This window comes from Achromobacter sp., assembly GCF_032113835.1.
GTDB lineage: Bacteria > Pseudomonadota > Gammaproteobacteria > Burkholderiales > Burkholderiaceae_B > Achromobacter.
In genome coordinates, this window is sequence record NZ_DAMCTG010000124.1 from 1 (window position 1) to 11,366 (window position 11,366).

General features: G+C 66.7%; 10 protein-coding genes. 1 reads left to right on the forward strand and 9 read right to left on the reverse strand.

The window, feature by feature from the left end; translation table 11 throughout:
- The 7 genes from RT697_RS25450 to RT697_RS25480 all read right to left on the reverse strand — a co-directional run.
- On the reverse strand, positions 1–1,020 hold a 1,020-nt coding region (locus RT697_RS25450), incomplete at its 3' end, for an alpha-hydroxy acid oxidase (RefSeq protein ID WP_313702438.1).
- A 101-nt stretch (positions 1,021–1,121) separates the two neighbouring features.
- Positions 1,122–1,991: an archaetidylserine decarboxylase gene (gene asd / locus RT697_RS25455; RefSeq protein WP_291377300.1), complete on the reverse strand. Its 870-nt coding sequence runs from the start codon at positions 1,989–1,991 to the stop codon at positions 1,122–1,124.
- 136 nt (positions 1,992–2,127) lie between these two features.
- Positions 2,128–3,759, reverse strand: a complete 1,632-nt coding sequence (locus RT697_RS25460; RefSeq protein WP_313702439.1) for an ATP-binding cassette domain-containing protein — start codon at positions 3,757–3,759, stop codon at positions 2,128–2,130.
- Between the two features lie 206 nt (positions 3,760–3,965).
- On the reverse strand, positions 3,966–4,835 hold the full coding sequence (locus tag RT697_RS25465; RefSeq protein WP_313702440.1) for a CoA ester lyase: 870 nt from the start codon (positions 4,833–4,835) through the stop codon (positions 3,966–3,968).
- A 10-nt stretch (positions 4,836–4,845) separates the two neighbouring features.
- Complete coding sequence (locus RT697_RS25470) at positions 4,846–5,568, reverse strand: response regulator transcription factor (RefSeq protein ID WP_313702441.1); 723 nt, start codon at positions 5,566–5,568, stop codon at positions 4,846–4,848.
- A 319-nt stretch (positions 5,569–5,887) separates the two neighbouring features.
- Positions 5,888–6,382, reverse strand: coding sequence for a hypothetical protein (locus RT697_RS25475; RefSeq protein WP_313702442.1), 495 nt, complete (start codon positions 6,380–6,382; stop codon positions 5,888–5,890).
- 127 nt (positions 6,383–6,509) lie between these two features.
- Positions 6,510–7,643 carry a 3-deoxy-7-phosphoheptulonate synthase gene (locus tag RT697_RS25480; protein ID WP_313702443.1) on the reverse strand — a complete coding sequence of 378 codons (1,134 nt, stop codon included), beginning with the start codon at positions 7,641–7,643 and terminating at the stop codon, positions 6,510–6,512.
- A 237-nt stretch (positions 7,644–7,880) separates the two neighbouring features.
- Here RT697_RS25480 and RT697_RS25485 point away from each other — a divergent pair, with 237 nt between their 5' ends.
- Positions 7,881–9,107: an EAL domain-containing response regulator gene (locus RT697_RS25485; protein WP_313702444.1), complete on the forward strand. Its 1,227-nt coding sequence runs from the start codon at positions 7,881–7,883 to the stop codon at positions 9,105–9,107.
- Between the two features lie 17 nt (positions 9,108–9,124).
- On the opposite strand, the gene RT697_RS25490 is transcribed toward RT697_RS25485, so the two are convergent.
- Together RT697_RS25490 and RT697_RS25495 are read right to left on the reverse strand one after the other, a co-directional pair.
- Complete coding sequence (locus tag RT697_RS25490) at positions 9,125–10,771, reverse strand: mucoidy inhibitor MuiA family protein (RefSeq protein WP_313702445.1); 1,647 nt, start codon at positions 10,769–10,771, stop codon at positions 9,125–9,127.
- 151 nt (positions 10,772–10,922) lie between these two features.
- On the reverse strand, positions 10,923–11,366 hold a 444-nt coding region (locus RT697_RS25495), incomplete at its 5' end, for a LysR substrate-binding domain-containing protein (RefSeq protein ID WP_313702446.1).

Genomic DNA, 11,366 nt, shown 5'->3' on the forward strand with positions numbered 1-11,366 from the left:
CACGCCGCTGTCCATCATCACCGTCATCGCGCCGGCCTGATCCACCACGCCGGGCAGGGCGCGCAGCGGCGAGATGGCGCCATCGAGTTGGCGCGCGCCATGGTTGGACACGATGATGCCGTCCGCCCCATGCTGCCGCGCCAGCGCCGCATCGCGCGGATGCAGGATGCCCTTGATGACGAGCGTGCCCGGCCACTGCCGGCGGATGCGCGCCACGTGTTCCCAGCTGAGATGGTCGCGCGCCGTGAAGTCGCGCAGCACGGAGGCGGAGACGATCGGCGCGCCGCGCGTGGCGAAGGAGTTTTCGAAGTGCGGCATGCCATGCGCCAGCAGCGTGCGCAGGAACGTGCCGGCCAGCCAGCGCGGACGCGTCAGGCCATCCAGGGCCAGGCGCAGGCTGGGCTTGAGCGGCGTCGAGAATCCGGTGCGCACGTTGTTCTCGCGGTTGGCGGACACGGGGATGTCCACGGTCAGCACCAGGGTCTCGAAGCCCGCGCGCCGCGCGCGTTCGATCAGCGCGTCGATCTTGACGGGGTCGCCGGGCAGGTAGGCCTGGAACCAGGTGCCGGGCGCTTCGGCGATGACGGCTTCAAGCGAAATCAGCGACGTGCCGCTCAGGATCGCGGGCACGTTCTGCTCGCGCGCCGCACGGGCCAGCACGATGTCGCCGCGATAGGCGGACAGCGCGCTGATGCCCATGGGCGCGATGCCGAAGGGAGACGCGTAGGTGCGGCCAAACAGGTCGGTCTGCTGTGTGCGGCGGGAGACGTCCACCAGCACGCGCGGGGTGAACGCGTACTGTGCGAAGGCCTCGCGGTTGCCTTTGAGCGATTGGTTGTCTTCCGCGGCGCCGGCGATGTAGCCGAAGATCGGGCGCGGCAACCGGCGGCGCGCCGCGGCTTCGAAATCGTCCAGGGACAGCATGCGCCCGAGTGCGCGGGGCAGCGGGCGCGCGGCGGCGCCAGCGGGGGTGGCAGAGGTGGCTTCGGCGGGCGTTGCGGGCAGGGCGTTGGTAGTCATGGCGGGCCGGCAAAAGCCCGTAATCTAGCAACGGCTGTTGAACGCAGAAAGCGAATAAAACTGAAGCAGCCCATTCGCTTCTGGCGAACAGGCTGTGTGAATTAGGCCTGCGCGGGCAGCGCCAGCAGCTCGCCCATGCGCACCGGGCCCGTCACCGAGGGCGTGTCGGCCCAGCGGATCTTGTCCGGTCCGAACAGGACGATGGCCGTGGAGCCCAGCTTGAAGCGGCCCATCTCGGCGCCTTTTTCAAGAAAGATGGGGGCGCGGGCGGCCGCGTCGTAGCGCACGGACTTGACCCGGCGCTTGAACGGCGTCACCAGACCGGCCCACACGGTTTCGATGGACGCCACGATCATCGCGCCCACCAGCACGACGGCCATGGGACCGTGTTCGGTGTCGAAGATGCAGACGACGCGCTCGTTGCGCGCGAACAGGCGCGGCACGTTGCGGGCGGTCAGCGGGTTGACGGAGAAGAGGCGTCCGGGCACGTGGATCATTTCGCGCAGCGTGCCGGCCACAGGCATGTGGACGCGGTGATAGTCCTTGGGCGACAAGTAGATGGTGGCGAACTGGCCGCCCTGGAACGGCGCGGCGCGTTCGGTGTCGCCGCCCAGCAGGTCGGCGAGCCCGTAGCTGTGGCCCTTGGCCTGGAAGATGCGGCCTTGTTCGATGGCGCCCATCTGGCTGATGGCGCCGTCGGCCGGACACACCACCGAGCCCGGTTCTTCGTCCAGCGGCCGCGCGCCGTCCTTCAGCGCACGCGTGAAGAAGTCATTGAAACAGTCGTAGGCCAACGGGTCTTCTTGCAGCGCCTCGCTCATGTTCACGCCGTACTTGCGGACGAAACGCGAGATCATCCAGTTCTTCACCGCGGGTTCGCGGCAGTCCGATGCGTATCCGAAGAAGCGCGACACCAGGTGGTGCGGCGCGAGATACTGGCTGGCAAGAAATAGTTGGTCTTTGATAGGCATCTATGGCGCTAAAAAACGCGTCCCGCATACAGCGGGACGTGGTTGATGGTTGCCGCGCGGGCCAGATTGACGCTGGGGTCCGGCAATTCGGCGCGATTGTAACGCGGTTAGCCGCGCGCGGCGCGCAAAAACGCGCTCAGGCCGCCTTGGCCGCCAGCTTGGTCTTGTAGAGCCAGTCCTTGTAGTCGTCCAGGTCGCCGTCGAATGGGTTGACCTTGCCGTCGGCAACGATGATGAACTGGTCGGTGGTCGCGCGCAGCAGGTGCCGGTCGTGCGATACCAGCACCAGCGTGCCCTCGAACTGCGCCAGCGCGTCCGTCAACGCTTCGCGCGTTTCCAGATCCAGGTGGTTGGTGGGTTCGTCCAGCAGCAGCAGGTTGGGGCGTTGCCACACGATCAGCGCCAGCGCCAGCCGCGCCTTTTCGCCGCCGGAAAACGGCGCGATGGAACTGGTGGCCATCGTGCCGTTGAAGTTGAAGCTGCCCAGGAAGTTGCGCAGCTCCTGCTCGCGCACGTTCGGCGCAATCTTGGTCATGTGCCACAGCGGCGATTCATCGTGACGCAGCATCTCGACCTGATGCTGCGCGAAGTAGCCGATCGACAGTCCCTTGTTGAACTGCGTGTCGCCGGCCAGCGATTCGATCTCGCCCGCGATGGTCTTGATGAAGGTCGACTTGCCCGCGCCGTTGATGCCCAGGAGGCCGATGCGCTGGCCCGCCTGCAGCGAAAAGTTGATGCCCGACACGATGATCTTGTCGGACACGGCTTCGGTGGCCTCGTCCTCGATGCGATAGCCCGCGCTGACCTTGTCCATCGTGAGCAGCGGATTGGGCGCGCGCAGCGGCTCGCGGAATTCGAACGAGAACTCGGCGGCGGCGCGCAACGGCGCCACTTCTTCCATGCGCGCCAGGGCCTTGATGCGGCTCTGCGCCTGTCGCGCCTTGCTGGCCTGCGCCTTGAAGCGGTCGATAAACGATTGCAGGTGCGAGCGCTGGCGCATCTGCTTTTCCATCATGCCCTGCGCCAGTTCCAGCTGCGCCGCGCGCTGGCGCTCGAAGGACGAATAGTGGCCCGAGTAACGCTTGAGCTTGCGCTCGTCGATGTGAACGATGACGTTGACCACGCCGTCCAGGAAATCGCGGTCGTGCGAGATGACGATGAGCGTGCCCGGATAGCGCTTGAGCCAGTCTTCCAGCCAGATGATCGCGTCCAGGTCCAAGTGGTTGGTGGGCTCGTCCAGCAGCAGCAGATCGGACGGGCACATCAGCGCCTGCGCCAGGTTCAGGCGCATGCGCCAGCCGCCGGAAAAGCTGGTGAGCGGCAGCTGCATCTGCGCCTGCGTGAAGCCCAGGCCGGTCAGCAATTGTTCGGCGCGCGAGTGGACCGTGTAGGCGTCGGCGTCAGCCAGCGCGGCATAGATGTCGCCCATGCGCAGGCCGTTCTCGGCGCTTTCCGGCTCGGCTTCCAGCGCGGCCAGTTCCGCTTCCAGCTTGCGCAGCGTCGTGTCGCCGTCAATGGCGTACTCGATGGCGGGGCGGTCGAGCGCGGGCGTTTCCTGCGCGACGTGGGCCACTCGCCAGGCCGCGGGGTAGTCAAGGTCGCCCTGGTCGGCGTGCAGCGTGCCGCGCAAGAGGCCGAACAGACTCGACTTGCCCGCGCCATTGGCGCCGATAAGGCCGATCTTGTCGCCGGGGTTCAGAAGCAGGTCGACCTTGTCGAGCAACGGCTTGACGCCGCGCATGAGTGAAACTTGTTGGAAGCGGATCATGAATGTTGGGCTGGATGGCGCGGTGCGCGCGCGGCAATGCGCCCTCTGGGGGCGGCATGCAGGAAAGCAGGAACCGGGGCGGGATGGCACGCGCAACATGCGCGCCGGCGCGAAGGAGGATCGGATGAAAGCGGACCCAATCCGAACGAAGGGGGGGATTGTACTCGGCCGGACAGGTCTGGACGGGCAGCTCCGGCTCCGTCCCCCTAAGGCCCCTGAATCGCCGCGGCCAGCGCCAGCACGCGCTCGGCCTCACTGGCGTGCAGGTTCTCCACCAAGGCCCCGTCAACCACCGCCACGCCTTTGCCCTCGGCCTGCGCGGCCTTCCAGGCGTCCAGACGTTTGCGTGCCATGTCGAGTTCTTCAGGCGTCGGGGCAAACGCGGCATTCGCCGTAGCGATCTGCCGCGGATGGATCAGCGTCTTGCCATCAAAGCCCTGGTCGCGTCCTTGCCGGCAGGCGTCCTGCAAGCCAGCGTCATCGTTCAGGTCCAGATGCACACCATCCAAAACCGCGAGACCGTGCGCCCGTGCCGCCATCACGGCGAGCGAGCGCGCCAGCAGCGTCTCGTCGCGCGACGGCGTGTGGCGGGCGTGCAGGTCCTTCACGAGATCCGACGTGCCGACGACGATGGCCGCCAGCCGTGCGTGGCCGCCGGCAATGGCATCGAGCCGCAGAAAGCCCAGCGGGGTTTCGGCCATGGCCCACAGCGGCAGGTCCGCCGGCGCGCCTGCCGCATCCAGCGCTTGCGCCAGCGCGGCCAGCTGGGGAGGAGACTCGACCTTGGGCAGCAGCACGGCATCGGCGCCGGCCTGCGCGATGGCGCGCACGTCGTCCAGGCCCCAAGGCGTATCCAGCGCATTGACCCGCACGATGCACTCGCGGCGTCCGTAGCCGCCTTCGCGCAGCGCCGCGGCAACCTGGGCGCGGGCCTGCGCCTTGGCGTCGGGCGCCACCGCGTCTTCGAGGTCAAGAATCAGGGCGTCCGCATCGAGCGCGCGTGCCTTGTCCAAGGCGCGCGCGTTGGAGCCGGGCATGTAGAGAACGGAGCGGCGGGGGCGGATCGGGGCGTTCATGCGGGCGGTCTCAGAGTTTGGGCAGGTTGCCGACGATGGTGACGGGCGTGGTGCAGACGTAGCCCACGCCATAGACGGTGCGGATGCCCAGGTCGCCGCCGGCAAGCTCGCGCAGCTTGCGGCGCAGCCGGTGCATGTGGGCGTCCAGCCGGTGCGTGTCGTAGGCCTCGGCGCTGGCGCCCAGGGCTTCGACCAGACGGGTGCGCGACAGCGGCAACGGCGCCGCCTGGATCAGCGCGCCGATCAGGCGGCTTTCGGTGTCGGTGATGTCGACGGTGATCTGGGTCGGCGAGGTCAGCGTGCGGCGCGCGGGGTCGAAGCGCCACGCGTCCGATTGCGCATCATCGGCGTCGGGGGCCGGCACGACGCGCAGGCGCCGCGACAGCGATACCAGCGTTGCGCCCAGTTCGGCCAGATTGACGGGCTTGGTCAGGTAGTGGTCGGCGCCCAGGCTCAAGCCCGACACCTTGTCTTCGCTCAAGAGCCGTCCGGTGAGCATGATGATGCCCATCGACGGATAGGTGGTGCGCAGATGCGACACGCGCGCCAGCCCGTCGCCGTCCGGCAGCATGGCGTCCAGCACGAGGATCGCGGGCGTGACGGTGAGCAACAGCTTGTCCAGCTCGGCCAGCGAGCCTGCGGTGAGGATGGCTTTGTCCAGGCCCAGGTCCTGGATGTACTCGGCGATGGAATCGCGCCAATCCCCGTGGTCGTCGACGACGATGATCGTCACGGCGCGGCGCGCTCTCGCGGTCCTTGGGCGAACAGGTGTGTTCTGGTCATGCTGTGAATTCTTGGAGGGCCGCGTTCGCGCGGAAAAAACAGGGGACGACGGTGTGCGTCTTCAGCCTACGTGCGCGCAGAATATCATTCCCGCCGATGCGGCGGCGCGGCATGGATCAAGGATGTGATCCAGGCACCGGGCAAAAATCAATTGGTCAAAAATTGCGCAGCCCGGTGCGCATCGCCCGAAAGGCCATCAGCCGGGCGTTTGGGTTTTTCTTATCCACAAATTCTGTGGATAAGAAGAACCGGCCTGGATACCGTCCTGGCTACGAAGGGAGTAATTCGACCGGCACACCATCGGGCACTTTGCGCATCCGATCGCGTTCAATCCGGGCTGGCGCAAAGCGCGTTTTGCGCGCAGCAGCATTTTGCAGCAGCACCGACAGCACCGAGCCCTTGTCCTGAATCCAGCGCGTCTTGCCGCGCAAGAGCTTGGCGGCATTGTCCGCCGTGCCCAGCCGGTACGACATGGCATTGATCTCGATCGAGGACTTGCCGTTGAACAGAGACTCGTCGATCTCGGTGATGGCGGCCGCGTCCAGGTTGTTGCTTTCGTGGTCGATGCGGTAGACGTACTTGAGGCCGTGAAACGGGTCTTCCACGACGATGAGTTTTTCCGACCCGGACACGTCGGACATCATGCCGATCACGCGCGACTCGACCATCTGGTTGCCGCGTTGTTCTTCGGTGTAAATGAAAATGCTGTGCCGCACGGGGGCGGACTGGGCCGGCGCGGCCCCTACAAGGCGAGAACGATCCATACCTGAACGAAAAGAAGCGGGGAGGGGGGCGAAAGGCCCCCCGGAGACGCGCATGATACCAATTGTTTCAGGTGCGTGCTGTAACACCCGGCGCGGGTGGCTGCCCGCGCCGCTCACCTGACGGCGATCAGCCGCGGTCGGCGAGCGTTTCGCGGCGCTGGCGCACGGCCAGGGCCAGGGCGGCGAGCACGGGCTCGGTCTGCGTCCAGCCGAGGCAGGCGTCCGTGATGGAAACGCCGTGACGCAGCGGCTCGCCGGGCTTGAGGTCCTGGCGGCCTTCTTCGAGGTGGCTTTCGATCATGACGCCCGTGATGCGGCTGTCGCCCTGGGCGAGCTGGGCGGCGATGTCGTTGGCCACGTCGATCTGGCGCAGGTGCGATTTGTTGGAGTTGGCGTGCGAGCAGTCGATCATGACCTGTTCGCGCTGGCCGGCCTTGCGCAGGGCGGCGCAACAGGCTTCGACACTGGCGGCATCGTAGTTCGGGCCTTGCTTGCCGCCGCGCAGGATGACGTGCGTGTCCTGGTTGCCGCGGGTTTCGAAGATGGCGGCCATGCCCATCTTGGTCATGCCCATGAACGCGTGCTTGGCGCTGGCGGCGACCATCGCGTCGGCTGCGATCTGCACGCCGCCGTCGGTGCCGTTCTTGAAGCCCAGCGGGCAGCTCAGACCGGAGCTGAGCTGGCGGTGGCTGGGGCTTTCCGTGGTGCGCGCGCCGATGGCGCCCCACGCGATCAGGTCGGCGATGTACTGCGGGCTGAGCAGGTCGAGGAATTCCGTGGCGATGGGCAGACCCAGGCCGCCGATATCCAGCAGCAGTTCGCGGGCGCGGCGCAGGCCTTCGTTGATGCGGAAGCTGCCGTCCAGGCGCGGGTCGTTGATGTAGCCCTTCCAGCCGACGGTGGTGCGGGGCTTCTCGAAGTACACGCGCATGACGATCAGCAGGTCCTTCTTGTGCTCGTCGGCGGCGATGCGCAGCTTGCGCGCGTATTCCATCGCTTGCGCGTGGTCGTGGATGGAGCACGGGCCCACCACCAGGACCAGCCGGTCGTCGCGGCCATGAAGCACGTCGGCGATCTGGGCGCGGCTTTGTTCGACCAGGTTCTGGATGTCGGCCGACACCGGCAGTTCATCCTGCAGCAGCGCGGGTGAAATCAGCGGGCGCACGGCGCTGATGCGCGTGTCGTCGGTGCGCGTGTTGTCCTGGGTGGCGTCGGCGGCGCCGACCTCGCGGTCGTGCAGGGGATCGTCAATGCGGGTCAAGGGAAACTCCGTGCCGGTAGATGCGGGAAAGTCCGCCATTATCGCACCCGCGGACGGTGGAGGCGGATGGGTGGCTGCGGCAACTGAATTAACCCGTTATCGATAAAGACAGGTTTTGCGCGGATGCCTTAGCATTGATTCACGCTCTCAGTTGGCCGGCGCAACCGGCCTGCGGCAGGCGCAGGCTGGGGCCGCGTGCGGCTTCTTTCCGTGTGTACAGGTTCAGGACGGTCAGCAATGCCAAAACCCGATGCCGGAGCGTCTCGACGAATTCTTCTCGTCGAAGATCATCCTGTCGAACGCGCCTACCTGCAGAACATGCTGCTGGCGTTGGGCTATCGCCGCGTGGCGGGCTTGGCGAGCAGCATCGAGGCGGTCGGCGCGATCACGCGTCAATACCATGACGTGTTGATCAGCGACATCGTGATGGGCGAAGGCGATGGCACGCGCCTGCCCAACGACCTGCGCCGGCTGGTGGATGCGGGGCGCCTGAAAAGCATGCCGCCGATCATCTGGATCAGCAGCCTGAGCGACGAGCTGCTGCAGTCGCATGTCCGGCTGGCCCTGCAGGCTGGCTGCCCGTCGGCGCAGGCGCTGTCCAAACCCGTGTCGCGCCTGGCGATGCAGCAGGCCATCAAGAATGCGCTGCACAGTATCGACGACGAATCCGCGTCGCCGGACAAACCCAAGTCGGTGCGGCGCGAGGTCATGGAGGCCGCGCTGAGCCAGGCGCTGCTTTCCGGCACCGGCATGAGCGTGGTGCTGCAACCCCAGATCAGCCTGTCGACCGGGCGCGTGGTGGCGGCCGAGGCGCTGTCGCGCTGGATCGATCCCAAGCTGGGCGCCATTTCCGCTGCCGACTTCGTGCCGGCGGCGCATCGGTTGGGCATGGACCGCATGCTGTTCAGCCGCGTCACCGACCGCGTGCTGAGCGTGCTGCGCCGGATGCAGGACGAGGACATCGCCGTGCCCATTGCGATCAACGCCTCGGCGTCCACGCTGTGCTCGCGCGATCTGCCGGGCTTGCTGGAACAGAAGGTGGGACAGGCGGGATTGCCCGCGCGGCTGATCAAGGTCGAGCTTACCGAGGACGAGCCGGTCAACGACTGGCTGGCGCTGTCGTCGACGCTGAACCTGTTGCGGGTGCGCGGTTTTGAGCTGGCGATGGACGATTTCGGCGCGGGCATCGCGTCCATGCGCCTCTTTTCCGCCATGCCGTTCAATGAATTGAAGATCGATCGCGACTTCATCGTGCATATGCACCGCGAACCCGCCTCGCGCGCCGTGGTGGCGGCCGCGATTGAAATGGGGCGGGTGCTTGGCCGGCGGGTGGTCGCCGAAGGCGTCGAGCAGGAGCGCGATGTGCAGCTTCTGAGCGAACTCGGTTGCGATGTGGCGCAGGGCTACGGAATTTCCGTGCCCTTGGAACCCGATGCGTTCATCGAGTTCTGCCGCACGCACTGAGGGTCATGGGTTGAAGGTCATAGACCGAACACGGTGATGTCACCCGGGTAGTCGACAGAGAACTTCAGCACGGTCTCGCGCGACTTGCCTGGCTCCAGTTCCCAGTCCCACACCAGCTTGCCGTCTTCTTCGCGCTTGATGTCGCGTTCGGACGGCGACAGCAGCTTGACCACGATCTTCTCGTTACGCGAGATGGGCAGACGATCCGCGAAGGACACCTTTTCGGTGGTGGCCTTGTTGTTCTTGACGGTGAACTTGTACTCGTAGGTGACGCGCTTGCCGCTGCCCGAAAATCCGGTGCTTTCGGTGTAGCGGTTCACCAGCTGGCGCTTGATGGAAATGCCATCGTCGGCGCCCAGGGCCAGCTCCAGCTTTTCGCCGGGCATCACGGCCTTCATGGCGCCCGACGCGACGAAGGCATCGTCCAGGAAGGTATTGAGCGGACCTGCCAGGAAAGGAAAGTCGGTGTTGTTGCTGGCTTGCGCGGTCAGGTAGACGGTCTCGCGCAGACCCGGGGTGGATTGATATTGCAAGGCCGCGGGCAGCTTGGCCGTTGCAATCGCGACGCGCTGCGTGGTGTTGTCCGACAGCAGCGTGGCGGGATTCTTGATCTGGAACGACGCGCTGGTCGCGGCGTTCTGGACCTGGGCTGTGGAGACCTCGATGACTTCGGCCTCGGGCTCGGGCAGCACGGCGCTGTCTTCCATCGCGCTGGCGCGCGGCGCGCGCTTGGCATGCATCTCGGCCTGCACGGCAGCGGGAGCGGGCGCGGCAACGGGCCGGGGCGGCGGGGGCGGCGCGGCCACGTCGATGATCCACGGACGCAGCGTCGGCGCGCCACCGCCCAGCGACGGCCGGGCGGTGGACAGCGTCAGCTTCACGTTCTTCCAGTCTTCGCCCGTGTTCTGGCGGATGACGCCGAAGTAGCCCAGATCGACATTGCGGTCCGCCGGGCGCAGGCGCGCATCGTAGGCGGGCGTCCAGCGCGCGCCGGTCACGGCGTACGACAGCGCCAGGTCCAGCTTGCCCGCGCGCGCCATGTTGACCCGCAACGTGACGGTCTTGGTGCGGCGGCCCGATTCGCCGCGCACCACGCCAAGCTGGGTTTGCAGCGCGGTCATTTCGCGCTCCAGTTCGGTCTTCTGTTCAGCCACGCGCCGCAGGCCCGCCAGCGTCGTGGCCAGCGACTCGGCGCTGAGCGTCTGGATCGCCTTCAGTTCGTCCAGCGTGAGGCGGGCGCCGTCCTTGGCCGGCTCCGTGGCCCCGCGTTGCATCATCAGGATGAGTTCGCGCTGGTTGTCCAGCACGGCGGCTTCGTCGTCCAGCGCAGCCTGGCGGCTGACCAGCTTGTCGATCTGCGCTTCGATCTGGCGGACGCGTTCGTTGGCGGTCGCGGCCTGATAGACGTCGCTGACCTTGACGTCAAGCAGCGTCGCCTGGCCGGTGCTCTTGGCGGAGACCTGCAGCGAGTTTTCCTGCAGCGACGCCGGCAGGTTTTCCAGCACCAGCTCGTGTTCGCCCGCGGCGAGCTCGCTGCTGGCGGCGCGGGTGACGACGGCGCGGTCCTGGTAGACGGTGACGGCGCCGATGGAAGAGGGCAGCGCGGCGGCGGCAGCCAAGCCGGGGATCGTTGCGAAAGCCAGGGCCAGAAGGGTACGTCTCACGGGAGCACCTTTGTAAAGTTGAACGCGGCTGACAGCGGATCCCCCAGGGGGACGCACCGCCGGCAAGCGCGTGAGTCTATCCCCGGCATCGCCCGGACGGTTTACAGAAAATGACAAACGCGACAGGGGGATACGGCCCGCGTCTTCGGACTTACTCGCGTTCGGGATGAGCCAGCCGCCGCAACATGCCCACGGCATTTTCCGCGGCGACGGATCGATCATGGCGGCGATACGCCATGTCCAGCAGGGCGTGCGGCGCATCGCCCTTGATGGGCCGATACTCGATGCCTTGCGCGCCCATGTGCCGCATGGCCGCCGGCACGATCGATATTCCCACGCCCGCCGCCACCAGGCTCACAATCGACGCCATCTGCGGGGCCTCCTGGATGACCCTCGGCGCAAAGCCGGCGCGCTGGCAGGCCGACTGGATGGCGTCGTACAGGCCCGCGCCGATGGGCCGCGGATACAGCACAAAATCCTCGTCGGCCAGCGCCGCGATGGGAACGGCGCGTTTGCGGCTGAGCGGATGGTCGGGCGGCAGGGCGATCAGCATCGGCTCGTCCAGTACGCGTTCGGATTCGAATTCGGCGTCCAG

Coding starts and splice junctions, on each gene's coding strand:
- asd (WP_291377300.1), bottom strand. CDS start 1,991: ATGCCTATCAAAGACCAACTATTTCTTGCCAGCCAGTATCTCGCGCCG.
- RT697_RS25460 (WP_313702439.1), bottom strand. CDS start 3,759: ATGATCCGCTTCCAACAAGTTTCACTCATGCGCGGCGTCAAGCCGTTG.
- RT697_RS25465 (WP_313702440.1), bottom strand. CDS start 4,835: ATGAACGCCCCGATCCGCCCCCGCCGCTCCGTTCTCTACATGCCCGGC.
- RT697_RS25475 (WP_313702442.1), bottom strand. CDS start 6,382: ATGGATCGTTCTCGCCTTGTAGGGGCCGCGCCGGCCCAGTCCGCCCCC.
- RT697_RS25485 (WP_313702444.1), top strand. CDS start 7,881: ATGCCAAAACCCGATGCCGGAGCGTCTCGACGAATTCTTCTCGTCGAA.